This window comes from Streptomyces sp. NPDC048483 (assembly GCF_040651455.1).
Lineage (GTDB): Bacteria > Actinomycetota > Actinomycetes > Streptomycetales > Streptomycetaceae > Streptomyces.
The window spans coordinates 1-18,592 of sequence record NZ_JBEZJZ010000031.1 but is presented as its reverse complement, the minus strand read 5'-3'; the positions used below and the strand labels follow the sequence as shown (position 1 = coordinate 18,592).

Genomic DNA, 18,592 nt, shown 5'->3' with positions numbered 1-18,592 from the left:
GACCGGGGGGACCTCCACGGCCGGCCACCTGGCGATACTCGGTGCCGGATTGTCGGACCCCTGTGCGATGCTCAGCAGCGTGGAGAACAGGTCGGTCAGTTCCGTGTTCGTCGGCCGCGCGGCCGAACTCACCGCCTTGCGCGACGCATTCGCCCGTGTCGTGGCGTCCGGCGAGCCGCAGGCGATACTCATCGGCGGCGAGGCCGGGGTCGGCAAGACCCGGCTGATCGAGGAGTTCACCGGATCCGCCCGCGGCCAGGGCGCGCTGGTCGCGCTCGGCGGCTGCATCGAGATCGGCTCCGAGGGCCTGCCGTACGCACCGTTCTCCGCGATCCTGCACACCCTCAACGCCCATCTGCCGGACGAACTCGCCGCCGCCGTCACCGGCCAGGAGGGGGAACTCGCCCGCATCCTCCCCGAACTGGGCGAGACCGCGGGCGAGACCCACGCCGAGGAGATCGGCCGCGCCCGTCTCTTCGAGCTGACCGCCCGCCTCCTGGAGCGGCTGGCCGCGCACCGCACCCTCGTCATCGTGATCGAGGACCTCCACTGGGCCGACCGCTCCACCCGCGAACTCCTCGCCTACCTCCTGCGCGCCCTGCACGACGCCAACGTCCTCCTGGTGGCCACCTACCGCTCCGACGACATCCACCGCCGCCATCCGCTGCGCCCCTTCCTCGCCGAGATCGACCGGATGCGTACGGCCGGGGGTCCCCCCAGGTCCTTGAGGCTCTGGGGGAGGGTCGAGCTGGCCCGCTTCAACCGCGCCGAGGTCCGCAGCCAGCTCGCCGGGATCACCGGCAGTGAGCCCGAAGAGGTCACCGTCGACCGGGTCTTCAAGCGCTCCGAGGGCAATGCCTTCTTCGTCGAGGAGCTCGCCCGCAGCATCGCCGATGGCTGTCTGCACGGCCTCAGCGACCCGCTGCGCGATCTGCTGCTGGTGCGCGTCGAGGCGCTGCCCGAGAACGCCCAGCGCGTGGTGCGGATCGCCTCCGAGGGCGGCTCCACGGTCGAACACGAGCTCCTCGCCGCCGTCAGCGAGATGTCCGAGGACGCCCTCATCGAGGCGCTGCGCGCCGCCGTCGGCAGCAACACCCTGGTGCCCACCCAGGACGGCACGGGCTACCGCTTCCGGCACGCCCTGGTCCGCGAGGCCGTCGTCGACGACCTGCTGCCCGGCGAGCGCACCCGCCTCAACCGCCGCTACGCCCAGGCCCTGGAGGCCGACCGCTCCCTGGTCCCCGCCGATGCCTGCGCCGCCCGCCTAGCCAGCTACTGGTACAAGGCCCGCGACGCCGCCAAGGCGCTGCCCGCCGTCCTCGCGGCCTCCGTCCAGGCCCGCCGCCGCCATGCCTACGCCGAGCAGCTGCGGCTGCTGGACCGCGCCCTGGAGCTGTGGGACGACGCACCCGTGGAGGTCCGCCAAGGGGTGCGCCCGGTCGACTACGCCGAGGCGTATCCGGCCTGCGGCTGCGACGACGACGCGCTGCGCTTCCTCGACCTGCTCGCCGAGATCGCGGTCGCCGCCCGGCTCTCCGGCGACGGCGAGCGGGCCTTCACCATCACCAAGCGCGCCCTGCGCTACCTGCATGAGGCGAACGACCCTCCCCCAAGCTCTCAACACGGTTCGAGCAGGGGGGACCCCCTTCGCGAGGCATGGTTCCGGGTACAGCGCTCCAAGCTCGTCCAGCGCACCGGCCGCGGCGACGGCTGGGAGGACCTCGGCAAGGCACAGGAGCTGATGCGCGGGCTGCCGCCGTCATCGGTGCACGCCGCCGTGATGGTCGCCGTCGCCGGCTGGCAGGTGCTGCACGAACCGGGTCCGGGCACCTTCGCCACGGCCGAACGAGCCGTGGAACTGGCCCAGTTGGTCGGCGACGAAGAGGCCGAACTCAACTCCCGGCTGACGCTGGCCGGGCTGCGGATCGACGCGGGCGAGGTCGAGTGCGGCCTCGCCGACTTCCGTACCGCCCTCGAACTGTCCATGGACCGCGGCTATTTCGCCGTGATCGGCCGCGGCCATATCAACCTCCCCTCGGCCCTGGAGGGTGTCGGCCGCTCCCGTGAGGCCGTCGAGGTCGCCACCCGGGGCGTCGAGCTGACCCTCCGCTACGGCCTGAAGGACACCGCCGCATGGGTGGCGGGCAACCTCGCCGAATCGCTGCACTCACTGGGCCGCTGGGAGGAGGCAGGCCGTGCCGCCGCCGACGCCCGCCGCCTGGCGCAGAGCCACCGTCCCCTGGCGGTGGCCGTCAGCCACCTCACCCACCTCGCCCTCGACAAGGGCGACCTCACCGCCGCCGAGCGCGACCTGGCCCTCGCCCGGGAGCGCTACGGCACCCACGACCCCCAGCCGCAGCACACCATCCCCTTCGCGCGCCACACCCTGCGCATCGCCGCGGCCCAGGGCCGGTTCCTCGACGCCCGCGGCATCCTCCAGCAGGCCCTGGACGCCGGCTTTCCGCCCGGCACCGCGCGCTATGCCTGGCCGCTGCTGTGGTCGGCCACCGTCGCCGAGTCGGACACCCGGGGGCTGCCCGCCGCCGAGCCCGGCAGGGCAGGGATCCTCGCCCGCATCCGGGAGGCCGCCAAGAAGCTGCCCTGCGTCTCCCCGGTCTGGGCGGCGTACGCCCTGGCGGTGGAGGCCGAACTCCGCCGCGCCGAGGGGCGTGAGGCGCCCGACGCCTGGGCCGCGGTGGTCGATGCCTTCGAGACCCTGGAGCGCCCGAACGAGCTGGCCTGGGCCTGCTACCGCTGGGCCGAATCGCTGCTCCACGGCACCGAGCGCGCCACCGCCGGCCTGGACGGCCGCACCCCGCGCGAGGCCGCCGTACTCCTCCTCGCCCAGTCCCACCACGCGGCCACCACCATGGGCGCCCGCCCCCTGGCCGACGAGGTCGAACTCCTCGCCCAGCGCGCCCGCATACCCCTCGCCGGCCGGACGGCCGCCGCCGCACCGCGCCAGGCCCCCGCACCGCTCCCGGACGCCGCCGCGCCCGCCGCCCCCGCCGAATCCCTGGGCCTGACGCCCCGCGAACGCGACGTCCTCCGCCTGGTCGCCGACGGCCGCAGCAACCGCCAGATCGCCGATGCCCTGTTCATCTCGCCCAAGACCGCCAGCGTCCATGTCTCCAACATCCTCGCCAAACTGGGCGTCTCCGGCCGCGGCGAGGCGGGTGCGGTGGCCCACCGGCTGCGGCTGTTCGGGGAGGCGATGCCCCGCTGAGGCGGCCCGTACGGACACCACGGAAGGACTCACGGTGATCGTCCGACCGGCGCGCGACGAGGATGTCCCCGGCTTCCTGGGCCTGGCGGCCCGGGTGGAGCACTGGTTCGGCCCGCTGGTGGCCGACCCGGGCTTCCGCGCCGCCGTGGACCGGCACATCCGCCGCTCGACGGCCCTGGTCGCCGTAGGGCCGGGCCCGGATCTGCTCGGCGGGCTGCTGTTCAGCGCCAAGGAGGACGCGAGCTATCACCTCCGCTGGCTCGTCGTCGCGGAGCGGGCGCGCGGGACGGGCGTCGGCCGCGCGCTGGTGGCGGACGCGCGACGCAGGTTCGTACGGGGCCCGGGGACCCTGGAGGTGGTCACCTTCGGGGCCGATCATCCCGGCGCCGTCGCCAGTGGTGCCCGCGCCTTCTACGAAGCTCTCGGCTTCACCCCCGCCGAGGTCACCGAACCGGGCCCGGAGGGCGGTTCGCGTCAGGTGTTCCGCAGGCCCGTCGGCTGAGCCGACCGGCCCACCCCGTCCACCCCGTACGCGAACATCCGTACGATGTTCCCATGGCAGAGATCATCGACTACGGACGCTTCGCGGAACGGCTCCAACAGGAGTGCCTCCGCTGGGAGTTGCTCGACGAGGTGCAGCGCGAGTGGGGGTACGAGGATCCGGGCGGGGAGCCGACCGCCTCCCGGTGGGGTGGAGAGAACCGGGAGTACGGCATCGACGAGAGCCTGCCGATTCCGGCGGCGCTCGCCGAGTGGTGGGACTCGCCGGTCAACTCCTTCTCGTTCCGGCCGCGGCTGTACTGGACGCACACCCAGTGGCCGCCGACCATCTGGGCCGACGAGTACGGCATCGACGACGACTTCGACGATGCCGATGACGGCGACGATGCCGATGCCGATGCCGACAACGTGAGCCCGGAGCTCGCCGACGGGCTGCCCAAGGACAACCCGTTCCTCCCGCCCGACGCCGCCGACCGTCGGATCTGCATCTTCATGTCCGAGTACCAGTACTGCAACCAGTGGGGCTACCTCGCCGCCGAGGCCTCCCACCCCGACCCCAGGGTGCTGGTCAGCACCGGCCGCGGCTGGGAACTGCAGAGCCGGTCGCTGTCGGAGTTCTTCCTCCAACTGGCCCTGGAACGGCTCCCGGCGCACTACGGCTGGAGCCTGCGGGTGCACCGCTCGGACGTCGAGGCCGACCCGGCGATCACCGAGCGGCTGACGGCCTCGTACCGGGAGCTGGGGCTGCTGCCGTGGCAGGAGATGGGCACCGACGCGCTGGCCTACGGCGGACCGGACGCGCTCATCCACCACGGCCGCGGCCGGGGCGCCGGCTACGCCATCGTGATCCACGGCCGGACCCGCGACGCGCTCCTCCAGGTCGTCGAGACCCTCGGCATCACCTACACCGACAAGGACATCGAGCCGCCGGCCGAGGTCCCCCAGCCCCTGGAGGACCTCGGCCCGTTGGCGCCGGCCGACGGCGACACCGACGCCCGCGAGCGCTGGCGGGTGGACTCCACCGGCGTCGCACCCGCGGCCGTCACCGTCCCCAACATCGCCGCGCTCCGCGCCCTGCCCGGCCGCAGCGCGACCGCCATCGACCAGGACGCCACGATGGCCGCCGCGGGCGACGCCGAAGGGCGCGTACACGTCTGGGAGTCCACCACCGAGGCGACCGCCGCCGAGCCCGCCGCGGCCCTGACCGAGCCGCTGCACCGCGCCCCGGTGTCGGCCGTCGCCTGCCTACGGCTCGACGACGACCTGAAGGCGGTGGTCAGCGGTGACGCCCACGGCGTGCTCCGCTACTGGCGGACGGACTGCCACCCGCGGCCCCTCCCGTTCGACCGCCGGCGCACACCGGTCACCGCGCTCGCCGCCGCCCGGCTCGCCACCGGGCCCGCACTGGCCTGCGCCTGGGCGGACGGGCTGGTCCGCGTCTGGGACCTGGCCTCCGACGCGGTGGCACGGCTGCGGCTCGGCACCGGGATCGAGGGCCTCGCCCTGGAGGCCGACGGCACGCTGTACGTCACCGGCCCGTCCGGCCCGGTGGCCCTGCGCCTCGCCACGGACAGGCTGTGGCCGCACCGCGAGCTCCAGCTGCGGCTGGACGCCGTCGACTGGGGCTCGTACTGGTCCGCGCGCGGGCCCGCCCACGCCGTGCCCGGTCTGATCGGCAAGATCGCATCCGACCACAAGAAGACCGCCATGGACGCGGTCCACGACCTCTACCGGCTGCTGGTCTCCAAGAGCGCGGGGCTGACCGCGGCGGCGCCCGCGGTGCCGTTCCTGGTGGAGTTGATGACCGACCCCGACAACCAGGCCCGCAGCACCCTGCTGCTGCTCATCGCGGACATCGCCGACTGCGACAGCGAGGAGAACCGCGCCGCGGTCCGCGCGGCGCTGCCCACCCTGCGCCATCTGCACGACGACCCGCAGTCGTCGATCCGGTGGGCGGCGGCGGAGATGGAGAAGAACTGCGCCCCGCGGCCGGGGGAGTAGGCCTTTCCGGCCCGGCCCGCGCCGTCCTCAGCCCGCGCTGTCCGCCGGCGCGGGCCGCGGACGCGGCGCCCTGACGACGACGGTCCCGGACGAGAGGTCTATCGGACCCTCACCGGGATCGCCGTCACCCACGTCATCGACGACGAGCGACATCTTCTGGCGCTCCTCGTCGGTGTTCTTGCGGCCGGGTGCGAACAGTTCTTCCACGACGTTGAACAACGTGTCCCCTTTCGGCGTGACCCTCCCCCCGCAAGCGGGAGGTGCCTCCACCCCGCCCCGAGTGTAGGCAGGCCGCGCCCAAATGGGGATCAGTTCGGCCGGAGCGGGATCAGGTCACCTTGAGGCGGAGAATCCGGTCATCGCCCTTACGGGGCCGGCTCCGCCCGTCGGTGTTGCTGGTGACCAGCAACAACTCGCCGTTCCCGGCCGCGACGACGGTCCGCAGCCGCCCGTACTTGCCGTCGAGGAACGCCTGCGGGGCCGCCACCGGCTTCGTACCGTTCAGCGCGATCCGCCACAGCCGCTCGCCGCGCAACGAGGCCATCCAGACGGAGCCCTTGGCGTACGCGATGCCGCTGGGCGAGGCGTCCTTGGTCTTCCACTCCTCGACCGGATCCACGAAGGCGGGGCCCTTCTGGTCCCCCTTGGCCTTGCCCTCCACCTCGGGCCAGCCGTAGTTCCTGCCCGGCTCGATGAGGTTGAGCTCGTCCCAGGTGTCCTGCCCGAACTCCGAGGCCCACAGCCGCTTGTCGTCGTCCCAGGCCAGGCCCTGCACATTGCGGTGGCCGTAGTCGTAGACCACCGAGTCCGCCTGCGGGTTGCCGTGCGCCGGCTCGCCGTCCGGCGTCATCCGCAGGATCTTGCCGCCCAGCGACTCCTTGTCCTGCGCGAGCCCGGTGTCGCCGGTCTCGCCCGTCCCGGCGTAGAGCATCTTGTCCGGGCCGAACGCGATCCGGCCGCCGTTGTGGAGCTCGCCCTTGGGGATGCCCCGCAGGATCGTGTCGGGGGCACCGAGCTGGTCGCCCGGCGGGCGCTTCTCGTCGTAGATCAGGCGCGCGATGCGGTTGTCGGACGCGGTGGTGAAGTACGCGTACACCTCGTGGTCCGCCCCGAACGCCGAGGACACCGCGAGCCCCAGCAGCCCGCCCTCGCCCCCCGGATCCACGCCCGGCACCGAGCCCAGCTCCGTGGTCTTCCCGTCCTCCGCCGACACCCGGACGATCTTCCCGGTGTCCCGTGAGGCGACCAGCAGATCCCCGCCCGGCAGCACGGCAACGCCCCAGGGCGACTTCAGCCCGGTGGCCAGGGTGCCGACCACTTCGACCGACCCCTTGGCGGGCGGCGCGGTGGCGGACGGGGTGGCGCTCGGCTTGGCCGATGCGCCGGGGTGCTTGCCCTTGGGGGCGGCGGACTTCCCCCCGTCGGCGGTCGGCGCGCCACCGGTCGAGCAGCCCGCCGCCAGGAGCAGCGAAGCGGCGGCCAACACAGTGATCTGGGAACGGCGTTGCACGGCGGGGGTCCTCTCGTTCGCGGGCGGGACAAGGAGACCACACCGCGGGGCGCGGTGCGGGGGACGCGCGCCCTCAGTACCAGGACCCCCGCGCGGGCGGCAGAGCCGCGATCTCCGCCAGGTCCTCCCGGCTCAGCACCAGCTCCGCCGCCTTGGCGTTCTGCGCCGCCCAGCGCTCCTTCTTCGTGCCCGGTACGGGGACCACATGGCGGCCCTGTGCCAGCACCCAGGCCAGGGCCACCTGGCCGGGCGTCGCGCCGTGGCGGGCGCCGACCCGCCGCAGCCCCGCCACCACCGGCTGGTTGGCCGCCATCATCTCGGCGGTGAACCGGGGGTGGCGGGCCCGTACGTCCTCCGGCTCGAAGCCCTGGCCCGGGGTGAGGGTGCCGGTCAGATAGCCGTTGCCCAGCGGCATCGCCGCCAGGAAGCCGACACCGCGGGACTCGCACCACGGCAGCAGCTCCTCCAGGGCCTCCGGTGACCACACCGAGAGCTCGGCCTGGACGCCGCTGACCGGGAACACCTGCTGGATGCGCTCCAGTTGGCGCAGTGTGCCGTCGTGCATCCGTGACGGAAGGCGGCGCCCGGCGCCCGGCCGGGGGGCGTTACGGGACGCGCGCGGCGGCCGTACCGCCCGTGCGCCCACCGCGCACAGCCCCAGGGACCGCACCTTTCCCGCGGCCACCAGCTCCGCCATCGCGCCCCAGGTCTCCTCGATGGGCACCTCGGGGTCGGCGCGGTGCAGCTGGTAGAGGTCGATACGGTCGGTCTGCAGCCGGCGCAGCGAGGCGTCGCAGGCGCGTTTGACATAGCCGGGGCGCCCGTTGGCGACGATGTGCTGTTCGCCGACCAGCAGCCCGCACTTGGTCGAGACAAAGGCGTCCCGGCGCCGCTCCTTGAGCGCCCGGCCGACGAGGAGTTCGTTGGTGAAGGGGCCGTACATGTCGGCGGTGTCCAGCAGGCTGCACCCCCGGTCGAGCGCGGTGTGCACGGCCCGCAGCGAGCCCTCCCCGCTGCGCTGCGATGCGGTGTACCCCCAGCTCATCGGCATACAGCCCAGTCCGACAGCGCCCACTTCGAGAGCCGCCGCACCGATCGTCCTGCGCTCCACCTGGTCGTGCCTCCGTCCCCTCGCCCCCGGTCAAGGGCCTGCACCAAACTAACTTCTGAACCAAACATCTCTTCGCATAGCCTCGGGCCATGGCATCAGCGCACCACTCCACCGGCACCGGGGACGTCTGGCTCCCCATCCCGCCCCAAGAGATCGAGGGCCTTCCCGACGGGTTCCGCTACGTCCACTGGGATGCCGGCCCCGACTACCCGGCCGACCCCGCCGAGTGCGTCTTCTACGCCGTCCCCTACATGAAGAACGCGGAGATCTGCCTGCGCCCGCTGCCGCTGATGGGCCGGGTCGAGGCCGTCCAGACGCTGACCGCCGGGATCGAGCACATGCTGCCGGGACTGCCCTCGATGCCGTCCGGCGCCCGGCTGTGCAACGCCCGCGGGCTGCACAACGCCAGCACGGCCGAGCTCGCGCTCACCCTGACGCTGGCGGCGCTGCGCGGAATCCCCGGATTCGTCCGCGGCCAGGACGCGGAGGAATGGCGCGCGGGCTTCCAGCCGGCGCTCGCCGACAAGTCCGTCCTCATTGTGGGCTATGGTTCGATCGGCAGTGCCATCGAAGACCGGCTCACGCCTTTTGAGTGCGCGCGGGTGGCGCGCATCGCGCGCACCGGCCGTGACACTGTGCGCGGTCCCGTGCATCCACTGTCCCAGCTGTCCGCCCTCGTGCCCGACGCGGACGTCGTCATCCTGGCCACTCCGCTCACCGGCGAGACCCGTGGCCTGGTCGGACGCGATTTCCTGGCCCGGATGAAGGACGGCGCACTCCTGGTGAACGTCGCCCGCGGCGCGATCGTCGACACCGGCGCCCTGCTCCCCGAAGTGACGTCCGGCCGGCTGCTCGCCGCACTCGATGTGACCGACCCGGAACCCCTGCCCGCCGGACATCCGCTGTGGCACGCTCCCGGCGTACTCATCACTCCACACGTCGGTGGCCCCAGCTCTGCCTTCCTGCCCCGTGCGAAGCGGCTTCTGCGGGACCAGCTGACGCTTTTCGCGGCCGGGGAGCCTCTTCGGAATGTGGTCGCCACCGCGGCCTGAGGCGGTTGCACGTAGCTCTACGGGGCCGTACGACTTCAAGGGGTGTTCAGTGCGCGGCAGTTGGTCACGCTGCGTAGAGACCCTATGTCCCTGAGTGACGGAACTGGTGTATCGTCCGGATTGGGGACGGCGCCGGGGTCTGTGCGGCGCTGTGCGAAGGATCCGGAACTCGAGGGGGGCGACGGGCGATGTACGGCCAATGGGTGAATCGCGAGACGCGCGATCCACGAGCGCCCGAGGGAATAGTGCTGGACCCCCAGGTGCGCCGATCGCGACCTCGTCGCGCACGGGCGAGCGGGAGAGCGCGGTGAGCGCCCCGGGGGCGGTGCTCTCCCGGCCGCCGGCGCCCGTCGGCGACCCGCCGAGCATGGTGCCGCAAATCGCCCTGGCCGTGGTCTGCGGCGGCTATGCCGTCGGCGCCGCCTTCGGCTGGGGGTCGTCCGAAGTCGCGCTGTTCATGGGGGACTTCGGCCTCAGCGTCGCGGCCCTGGTGGCGGCCGTCTCCTGCGGACTGTACGCCCACCGGCACCGCGGCAGCCGCTTCCGGCCGGCCTGGATACTGTTCGCCGCCTCGTCCGGGATGGCCGGCTTCGGCAACGGCGTATGGGGCTGGTACGAAGTCGTCCTGCGGGCCCCGGTGCCCAGCCCCTCCCTCGCCGACTTCTGCTTCCTGCTGTTCGCGCCGCCGGCCATCGTCGGCCTGCTGGTGCTCGCCAAGAGGCCGGTCACCAGGGCCGGCTGGGTCTGCCTCGGGCTGGACGCCTGGCTGATCGCCGGCTCCCTGCTCACCCTCTCCTGGAGCCTCGCGCTCGCCCACACCGCCCACTTCCAGGGCCGCAGCGTGGCGCAGAGCGCGCTCTCGCTGGCCTATCCGCTGCTGGACATCGTGCTGGTGAGCATGGTGCTCGCGCTGCACTTCCGCCGCTCCTCCGTGCACCGCTCCGCGATCAACACCGCGGTCGCGGCACTGGCGTTGACGGTGCTGTGCGACGCCCTGTTCAGCTCGCCGCTGCTGCGCGAGCACTACCGCTCCGGCCAGATCCTGGACGCGGGCTGGTTCGCCGGCTCGATGCTGCTCGCGTACGCGCCCTGGGTCGCCCGCCGTTCGGCCGGGGCCGGTGACGACCCCCGCCGCGCCGGCGACGACTTCCAGCGCGCCGCGCGCCGCGCGCAGCCGCCGGGCAGCCGCCCCATCGCCGGCTCGCTCGCCGCGCTGACCCCGTATCTGGCCGCCGCCGTCTGCACGTTGGGCATCCTCACCAACGTCCTGGACGGGCGGCGGATCGACCGCGTGGTGCTCTTCACCGGCTGCACGGTCGTTCTGGCGCTGGTCGTCCGCCAGGGCATCATGCTGCTCGACAACATCACCCTCACCCAGGAGCTGGCCCAGAAGGAGAACCACTTCCGCTCCCTGGTGCAGGGCTCCAGCGATGTCATCATGATCGCCGCCCCGACCGGAGTGCTGCGCTATGTGAGCCCGGCGGCGGCGGGTGTCTACGGCCGCGACGCGGAGGAGCTGGTCGGCTCCGAGCTGGCGTCGCTGATCCATCCCGAGGACCTGGGGCGGGTGGTGCACGAGGTGCGCAGGTTCCTCGCCGCCTCCCCCGAGAAGGAACCGACCACCCGTATCGAATGCCGCTTCCGGGCCGGTGCGCAGCGCTCCGGCGGCGACGGCTGGCTCAATGTCGAGTCCACCGTCAACCGCCACCACGGCGGCCTGATCTTCAACTCCCGCGATGTCACCGAACGGGTCCGCCTCCAGGCCCAGCTCCAGCACAACGCCTCGCACGACGCGCTCACCGACCTGCCCAACCGCGCGCTGTTCACCGAGCGGGTCAGCAAGGCCGTGTCCGGCCGCCGCGCCAGCGACCACGACACCGCCGTGCTCTATATCGACCTGGACGGCTTCAAACAGGTCAACGACACCATCGGCCACCAGGCGGGCGACGAGCTCCTGGTGCAGGCCGCCCGCCGGCTCGGCGAATCGGTGCGCTCGGGGGACATAGCGGCGCGGCTCGGCGGCGATGAGTTCGCCGCACTGATCACGGGCGACGGCACCCGCGACCACGCGGCCCGCGAATTCCGCGTCCACGAGATCGCCGACCGGCTGCGCATCAAGCTCTCCGAGCCGTACCGCATCGACGGCCGGGACGTCCGTGTCGCGGCCAGCATCGGCGTCGCCTTCGCCGACCCCGGGGTCACCCCGTCCGCACTGCTGCGCAACGCCGACATGGCGATGTACCGCGCCAAGCAGGCCGGCAAGGGCCGGGTGGAGATGTACGCCCCGCAGATGCAGGCCGAGGTGGTGCAGCGCGCCGAGCTCGTCACCAAGCTGCGCAGCGCCCTGCACGACGGCGAGTTCGCGCTGCTGCACCAGCCGGTGGTGGAGCTCACCAGCGGCAAGGTCACCGCGGTCGCCGCGCACGCCCGCTGGCGCTCCGCCGAGGGCATCCTGTTCACCCCTGCCGAGTTCCTGCGGGTCGGCGACCGCGGGCGGCGCACGGAGGACGGCGAGCGCGCCGCGGAGCTGAGCCGCTGGCAGCTGGAGGCGGCGGTCGAGCAGGCCGCGGCGCGGCACCGCGCGGGCCACACCGGCCCGGTCGCCGTCCGGCTCTCCGCCCGCCGGCTGCTGGGCGGCGAACGCAACGGCCTGCCCCCCAAGACCGTCGAGGCGCTGCTCAGCCGGCACGGCCTGCCCCCGGGTTCGCTCGTCGTGGAACTGGCCGAAAGCGACCCCCGCGTCTCCATGGACGAGCTGGAGCGCCGTCTGGTGGAGCTGCGCCGGCTGGGCGTACGGATCGCGCTGGACGGCTTCGGCAGCGGTTACGCCGCCATGAGCGCGCTGCGCCGACTGCCCATCGATGTGGTGCGGCTGGACCGCGGCCTGGTCGACGGCGTGGTGGAGTCCCCCCGGCTGCACAAGATCACCGCCGGGCTGCTGCGGATCGCCGCGGACCTCGGGATGCAGTCCGTCGCGGACGGCGTCGATCTGCCCGAGCAGGTCCTGGCGCTGCGCTCGATGGGCTGCACCCACGGCATGGGCCTGGCCTTCGCCGGTCCGCTGGACGAACCGCGGCTGCGGCGCGCCCTGAGCCGCGGCGCGTACCCGGTGCCCGACCCGGTGGGTGAGGGCCGTGCGGTGGTGCTCAGCGGCACCGGCGTGCCCGTCCGGAGGGGTGGCACGGGGGGCCCGGATTCGCTCGTCCATCCGCCATTGCGCTCAAATAGTGAGACCTCCGTCCCACCCACTTGACACTCGGTGCACGGCGGGGGGAGGGTCAGTGCCATGCGCACCCGAATTCTCGTACTTGGAAAGCGCGTCGGCTGAAGCCAGGGCCCGATGATGCCCAGCGAACCGCTCCGACGCGCTCCCCTCGCTTGCCACTAGGCACGGGGGGTTTTTTGTTGCACAGCGACCTCACAAATCCCGTCAAAACCCTCAGCTTCGAGAAGAGACGCAGATGACCGAGCAGGCCTCCGGGGCCCACCATCCGCAGCCGCGGGCCCGTAACGCCGGCGGACCGCAGCAGTCCGCCACCGTCGAGCACGTCACGGGTGCGCAGTCCCTCATCCGTTCGCTCGAGGAGGTCGGGGCCGACACCGTGTTCGGCATTCCCGGCGGTGCGATCCTCCCTGCGTACGACCCGATGATGGACTCCTCGAAGGTCCGGCACGTCCTGGTGCGCCACGAGCAGGGCGCCGGACACGCCGCCACGGGGTACGCCCAGGCCACCGGCAAGGTCGGCGTGTGCATGGCGACCTCGGGGCCGGGTGCCACCAACCTCGTCACCCCGATCGCCGACGCCCACATGGACTCCGTCCCGCTGGTCGCGATCACCGGTCAGGTCGCGTCCAAGGCGATCGGTACGGACGCCTTCCAGGAGGCGGACATCTGCGGCATCACGATGCCGATCACCAAGCACAACTTCCTGGTCACCGACCCGGCCGAGATCCCCCGCACGATCGCCGAGGCGTTCCACATCGCCTCCACCGGCCGCCCCGGACCGGTCCTGGTCGACATCGCCAAGGACGCCCTCCAGGCGCGGACCACCTTCAGCTGGCCGCCGCACACCGAGCTGCCCGGCTACCGTCCGGTGACCAAGCCGCACGCCAAGCAGATCCGCGAGGCCGCCCGGCTGATCACCGAGTCCAAGCGCCCGGTGCTCTACGTCGGCGGCGGCGTGCTCAAGGCCGGCGCCACCGCCGAGCTCAAGGTGCTCGCCGAGCTGACCGGCGCGCCCGTCACCACCACCCTGATGGCGCTCGGTGCCTTCCCCGACAGCCACCCCCAGCACGTCGGCATGCCCGGCATGCACGGAGCGGTCACCGCCGTCACCGCACTGCAGAAGTCGGACCTGCTGATCACCCTCGGCGCCCGCTTCGACGACCGCGTCACCGGCAAGCTCGACTCCTTCGCCCCGTACGCCAAGGTCGTGCACGCGGACATCGACCCGGCGGAGATCGGCAAGAACCGCGTCGCGGACGTGCCGATCGTCGGCGACGCCCGCGAGGTCATCGCCGATCTGATCGTCGCCGTCCAGGCCGAGCACGAAGCCGGCCACAAGGGCGACTACAGCGCCTGGTGGAAGGACCTCAACCGCTGGCGTGACACCTACCCGCTGGGCTACGACCAGCCGGAGGACGGCAGCCTCTCCCCGCAGCAGGTCATCGAGCGGATCGGCAAGCTCGCCCCCGCCGACACCATCTACGCCGCGGGCGTCGGCCAGCACCAGATGTGGGCCGCCCACTTCATCGACTACGAGCAGCCCGCCACCTGGCTGAACTCCGGCGGCGCCGGGACGATGGGCTACGCGGTGCCCGCCGCGATGGGCGCCAAGGCCGGTCAGCCGGGCCGTACGGTCTGGGCGATCGACGGCGACGGCTGCTTCCAGATGACCAACCAGGAGCTGGTCACCTGCGCGCTGAACAACATCCCGATCAAGGTCGCGATCATCAACAACGGCGCGCTGGGCATGGTCCGCCAGTGGCAGACCCTGTTCTACAACCAGCGCTACTCCAACACCGTGCTGCACAGCGGCCCCGAATCCGACGGCCTCGCGGCCGAGGGCAAGGGCAGCGGCGGCACCCGCGTCCCGGACTTCGTCAAGCTGTCCGAGGCGATGGGCTGTGTCGCGATGCGCTGTGAGGACCCGGCCGAACTGGACGCGGTCATCGCGAAGGCCAATGCCATCAACGACCGCCCGGTCGTGGTGGACTTCATCGTCCACGAGGATGCCCAGGTGTGGCCGATGGTCGCCGCCGGCACTTCCAACGACGAGGTCATGGCCGCCCGGGGCGTGCGTCCCGACTTCGGCGACAACGAAGACGACTGAGCCCAGGACGTCACGGACGCACGGAAGAAGAGAGAAGACGAATGTCCAAGCACACGCTCTCCGTCCTGGTGGAGAACACCCCCGGCATCCTGGCCCGGATCGCCGCCCTGTTCTCCCGCCGCGGCTTCAACATCGACTCCCTCGCGGTCGGTGTCACCGAGCACCCCGACATCTCCCGCATCACCATCGTGGTCAGCGTCGAGTCGCTGCCGCTGGAGCAGGTCACCAAGCAGCTCAACAAGCTCGTCAACGTTCTGAAGATCGTCGAGCTGGAGCCGGGCACCGCCGTCCAGCGCGAGCTGGTCCTGGTCAAGGTCCGCGCGGACAACGAGACCCGCTCCCAGATCGTCGAGATCGTCCAGCTCTTCCGCGCCAAGACGGTGGACGTCTCCCCGGAGGCCGTCACGATCGAGGCCACCGGATCCAGTGACAAGCTGGAGGCGATGCTCAAGATGCTCGAGCCGTTCGGCATCAAGGAACTGGTGCAGTCCGGCACCATCGCCATAGGCCGCGGCGCCCGGTCCATCACGGACCGCTCGCTGCGCGCCCTGGACCGTACGGCCTGATCCCACGGTCCGACGCCGTCCGCCCCGGACCGTATGGCGAGACCCCCGAACCTTCCCCACCCCGCCCGACATACTGTGTGGGCACCCGCTAGATCCAAGGAGATACCCGAAGTGGCCGAGCTGTTCTACGACGACGATGCCGACCTGTCCATCATCCAGAACCGCAAGGTCGCGGTCATCGGCTACGGAAGCCAGGGTCACGCCCACGCGCTGTCGCTGCGTGACTCCGGCGTCGACGTGCGGGTCGGTCTGCACGAGGGCTCCAAGTCCAAGGCCAAGGCCGAGGAGCAGGGCCTGCGCGTGGTGACGCCCGCCGAGGCCGCCGCCGAGGCCGACGTCATCATGATCCTGGTGCCGGACCCGATCCAGGCCAAGGTCTACGAGGAGTCCATCAAGGACCACCTCAAGGACGGCGACGCGCTGTTCTTCGGCCACGGCCTGAACATCCGTTACGGCTTCATCAAGCCCCCGGCCGGCGTCGATGTCGCCCTGGTGGCCCCCAAGGGCCCCGGCCACCTCGTGCGCCGCCAGTACGAGGAAGGCCGCGGCGTGCCGTGCATCGCGGGCGTCGAGCAGGACGCCTCGGGCAAGGCCTTCGAGCTGGCCCTCTCGTACGCCAAGGGCATCGGCGGCACCCGCGCCGGCGTCATCAAGACCACCTTCACCGAGGAGACCGAGACCGACCTGTTCGGTGAGCAGGCCGTCCTGTGCGGTGGCGCCTCGGCGCTGGTGAAGGCCGGCTTCGAGACCCTGGTCGAGGCGGGCTACCAGCCCGAGATCGCGTACTTCGAGTGCCTCCACGAGCTGAAGCTGATCGTGGACCTGATGTACGAGGGCGGCCTGGAGAAGATGCGCTGGTCGGTCTCCGAGACCGCCGAGTGGGGCGACTACGTCACCGGCCCCCGCATCATCACCGACGCCACCAAGGCCGAGATGAAGAAGGTTCTCGCCGAGATCCAGGACGGCACCTTCGCCAACACCTGGATCGCGGAGTACGAAGCCGGTCTGCCGAAGTACAACGAGTACAAGAAGGCGGACGAGGACCACCTGCTGGAGACCACCGGCAAGAAGCTGCGCAAGCTGATGAGCTGGGTCGACGACAACGAGGCGTAAACCCGTGGGACAGGGGGTCGTGGCGCAGGCCGCGGCCCCCTCGTCCGTACCCGGTGCGGCCCGTGCCCAAAGTCGGCGGGGCCGCATTGTCCACCGCGTAGAACCCCGCACGGGTGATCCTTACGCTTCGGCGCGGGACGATTGCCCCAGCGCCACTACACTCAAACCCACAAGCGCGTCAGGCTCACAACGTCGTGCGTCTTCCACGCGGCTTTCCCCCTTCACCGCCTTCGGCCGTCGGGACGGCCGTCCGCGAAGGACTAGTGAGGACTGAAGACCACGTGAGCTCGAAACCCGTCGTACTCATCGCCGAAGAGCTGTCGCCCGCCACCGTCGACGCCCTCGGGCCGGACTTCGACATCCGGCACTGCAACGGCGCGGACCGCGCCGAGCTGCTGCCGGCCATCGCCGATGTCGACGCCATCCTCGTGCGCAGCGCGACGAAGGTCGATGCCGAGGCGATCGCCGCCGCCAAGAAGCTGAAGGTCGTCGCCCGTGCGGGCGTGGGCCTGGACAATGTCGACGTCTCCGCCGCCACCAAGGCCGGCGTGATGGTCGTCAACGCCCCGACCTCCAACATCGTCACCGCCGCCGAGCTGGCCTGCGGTCTGCTGGTCGCCACCGCGCGCAACATCCCGCAGGCCAACACCGCCCTGAAGAACGGCGAGTGGAAGCGCAGCAAGTACACCGGTGTCGAGCTCAGCGAGAAGACGCTCGGCGTGGTCGGCCTCGGCCGGATCGGCGTCCTGGTCGCCCAGCGGATGTCGGCCTTCGGCATGAAGGTCGTCGCCTACGACCCCTACGTGCAGCCGGCCCGCGCCGCGCAGATGGGCGTCAAGCTCCTCACCCTCGACGAGCTGCTGGAGGTCGCGGACTTCATCACCGTCCACCTCCCCAAGACTCCCGAGACGGTCGGTCTGATCGGCGACGAGGCGCTGCACAAGGTCAAGCCGTCGGTCCGGATCGTGAACGCCGCGCGCGGCGGGATCGTCGACGAGGCCGCGCTGGCCACCGCGCTGAAGGAGGGCCGGGTCGCCGGCGCCGGTCTGGACGTCTACGCGACCGAGCCCTGCACCGACTCGCCGCTCTTCGAGTTCGACCAGGTCGTCGCCACCCCGCACCTCGGCGCGTCGACGGGTGAGGCGCAGGAGAAGGCCGGTATCTCGGTCGCCAAGTCGGTGCGCCTGGCGCTCGCCGGTGAGCTGGTGCCGGACGCGGTCAACGTCCAGGGCGGCGTGATCGCCGAGGACGTCAAGCCGGGACTGCCGCTGGCCGAGCGGCTGGGCCGGATCTTCACCGCGCTGGCCGGCGAGGTCGCGCTGCGGCTGGACGTCGAGGTGTACGGCGAGATCACCCAGCACGACGTCAAGGTGCTCGAACTCTCCGCGCTCAAGGGCGTGTTCGAGGACGTTGTGGACGAGACGGTGTCGTACGTCAACGCCCCGCTGTTCGCGCAGGAGCGCGGCGTCGAGGTGCGGCTGACCACCAGCAGCGAGTCGCCCGAGCACCGCAATGTGGTGACCGTGCGCGGCACGCTCGCGGGCGGCGACGAAGTGTCGATCTCCGGCACGCTCTCCGGCCACAAGAACATCCAGAAGGTCGTCGCGGTCGGGGAGCACTCCATCGACCTGGCGCTCGCCGACCACATGGCGTTCCTGCGCTACAGCGACCGCCCCGGTGTCGTCGGCACCGTCGGCAAGATCCTGGGCGAGGCGGGCATCAACATCGGCAATATGCAGGTCGCGCGGGAGAACGTGGGCGGCGAGGCGCTGGTCGCGCTGACCGTCGACGACACGATTCCGGCCGCCGTGCTCGCCGAGATCGCGCAGGAGATCGGCGCCACCTCCGTGCGCGCCGTCAACCTCGGCTGATCCACCGGATCCACCGGATCCATCGGATCCGCTGATTTTCGCAGGTCACGAGGTAGGTAATGGGCCAGGGCCCCGTTTCGGCGGGGCTCTGGCCCATTCGCGTGAAAGGGCGGGGCCATGGGAGGGACGTACCGCCCGTGAGGCGGGGGCGCCGCCCTCGTTCACCCGAACGGCGTAGCAACCGGGCATCCGGCCCTGAAGGGGCGCGCGGCGTCAGCACCGTCCTGGCGCCGCCGGGCCCGGCGGCCGGCGGTCCTCCCGAGTCGCTGCGGGGGTTTTCGCGGCGCGCAATGGGAACTGTGCGTGCC

At 71.8% G+C, this 18,592-nt stretch carries 12 protein-coding genes; 9 read left to right on the top strand and 3 right to left on the bottom strand.

What is annotated here, in order from left to right:
* Nucleotides 1-67 precede the first annotated feature (67 nt).
* Genes AB0D04_RS18310 through AB0D04_RS18300 form a run of 3 tightly spaced genes read left to right on the top strand, consistent with a single transcriptional unit; the run spans nucleotide 68 to nucleotide 5,728 of the window.
* Complete coding sequence (locus AB0D04_RS18310) at nucleotides 68-3,226, top strand: AAA family ATPase (RefSeq protein WP_362704079.1); 3,159 nt, start codon at nucleotides 68-70, stop codon at nucleotides 3,224-3,226.
* A gap of 34 nt (nucleotides 3,227-3,260) precedes the next feature.
* Nucleotides 3,261-3,728: a GNAT family N-acetyltransferase gene (locus AB0D04_RS18305; protein ID WP_362704076.1), complete on the top strand. Its 468-nt coding sequence runs from the start codon at nucleotides 3,261-3,263 to the stop codon at nucleotides 3,726-3,728.
* 53 nt (nucleotides 3,729-3,781) lie between these two features.
* Nucleotides 3,782-5,728: a hypothetical protein gene (locus tag AB0D04_RS18300; protein ID WP_362704074.1), complete on the top strand. Its 1,947-nt coding sequence runs from the start codon at nucleotides 3,782-3,784 to the stop codon at nucleotides 5,726-5,728.
* 27 nt (nucleotides 5,729-5,755) lie between these two features.
* Here the strand turns inward: AB0D04_RS18300 and AB0D04_RS18295 are convergent, their stop codons facing one another.
* The 3 genes from AB0D04_RS18295 to AB0D04_RS18285 form a co-directional block, all read right to left on the bottom strand.
* Nucleotides 5,756-5,947 carry a DUF6191 domain-containing protein gene (locus AB0D04_RS18295; RefSeq protein WP_362704072.1) on the bottom strand — a complete coding sequence of 64 codons (192 nt, stop codon included), beginning with the start codon at nucleotides 5,945-5,947 and terminating at the stop codon, nucleotides 5,756-5,758.
* 109 nt (nucleotides 5,948-6,056) lie between these two features.
* Nucleotides 6,057-7,238, bottom strand: a complete 1,182-nt coding sequence (locus AB0D04_RS18290) for a PQQ-dependent sugar dehydrogenase (RefSeq protein ID WP_362704070.1) — start codon at nucleotides 7,236-7,238, stop codon at nucleotides 6,057-6,059.
* A 73-nt stretch (nucleotides 7,239-7,311) separates the two neighbouring features.
* Nucleotides 7,312-8,349: an aldo/keto reductase gene (locus AB0D04_RS18285; protein WP_362704067.1), complete on the bottom strand. Its 1,038-nt coding sequence runs from the start codon at nucleotides 8,347-8,349 to the stop codon at nucleotides 7,312-7,314.
* An 89-nt stretch (nucleotides 8,350-8,438) separates the two neighbouring features.
* Here AB0D04_RS18285 and AB0D04_RS18280 point away from each other — a divergent pair, with 89 nt between their 5' ends.
* From AB0D04_RS18280 to serA, 6 genes are all read left to right on the top strand, one after another.
* Nucleotides 8,439-9,401, top strand: coding sequence for a 2-hydroxyacid dehydrogenase (locus tag AB0D04_RS18280; RefSeq protein ID WP_362704064.1), 963 nt, complete (start codon nucleotides 8,439-8,441; stop codon nucleotides 9,399-9,401).
* Between the two features lie 307 nt (nucleotides 9,402-9,708).
* Nucleotides 9,709-12,654: an EAL domain-containing protein gene (locus AB0D04_RS18275; protein ID WP_362704062.1), complete on the top strand. Its 2,946-nt coding sequence runs from the start codon at nucleotides 9,709-9,711 to the stop codon at nucleotides 12,652-12,654.
* 208 nt (nucleotides 12,655-12,862) lie between these two features.
* Nucleotides 12,863-14,734, top strand: coding sequence for an acetolactate synthase large subunit (locus AB0D04_RS18270; protein ID WP_362704059.1), 1,872 nt, complete (start codon nucleotides 12,863-12,865; stop codon nucleotides 14,732-14,734).
* 41 nt (nucleotides 14,735-14,775) lie between these two features.
* Entirely contained in the window at nucleotides 14,776-15,300 is a 525-nt protein-coding gene (gene ilvN, locus AB0D04_RS18265) for an acetolactate synthase small subunit (protein WP_030064020.1), read from the top strand.
* Nucleotides 15,301-15,411: 111 nt separating this feature from the next.
* Nucleotides 15,412-16,413 carry a ketol-acid reductoisomerase gene (gene ilvC, locus AB0D04_RS18260; RefSeq protein WP_362704056.1) on the top strand — a complete coding sequence of 334 codons (1,002 nt, stop codon included), beginning with the start codon at nucleotides 15,412-15,414 and terminating at the stop codon, nucleotides 16,411-16,413.
* 281 nt (nucleotides 16,414-16,694) lie between these two features.
* A complete protein-coding gene (gene serA, locus AB0D04_RS18255) occupies nucleotides 16,695-18,284 on the top strand; it encodes a phosphoglycerate dehydrogenase (protein ID WP_362704053.1) in 1,590 nt (529 codons plus the stop codon).
* Nucleotides 18,285-18,592: the final 308 nt, after the last annotated feature.

Excerpts from the sequence above, each read along its gene's own strand:
- AB0D04_RS18300 (WP_362704074.1), top strand. The coding sequence starts at position 3,782 with ATGGCAGAGATCATCGACTACGGACGCTTCGCGGAACGGCTCCAACAG.
- AB0D04_RS18270 (WP_362704059.1), top strand. The coding sequence starts at position 12,863 with ATGACCGAGCAGGCCTCCGGGGCCCACCATCCGCAGCCGCGGGCCCGT.
- ilvN (WP_030064020.1), top strand. The coding sequence starts at position 14,776 with ATGTCCAAGCACACGCTCTCCGTCCTGGTGGAGAACACCCCCGGCATC.
- AB0D04_RS18280 (WP_362704064.1), top strand. The coding sequence starts at position 8,439 with ATGGCATCAGCGCACCACTCCACCGGCACCGGGGACGTCTGGCTCCCC.
- AB0D04_RS18310 (WP_362704079.1), top strand. The coding sequence starts at position 68 with ATGCTCAGCAGCGTGGAGAACAGGTCGGTCAGTTCCGTGTTCGTCGGC.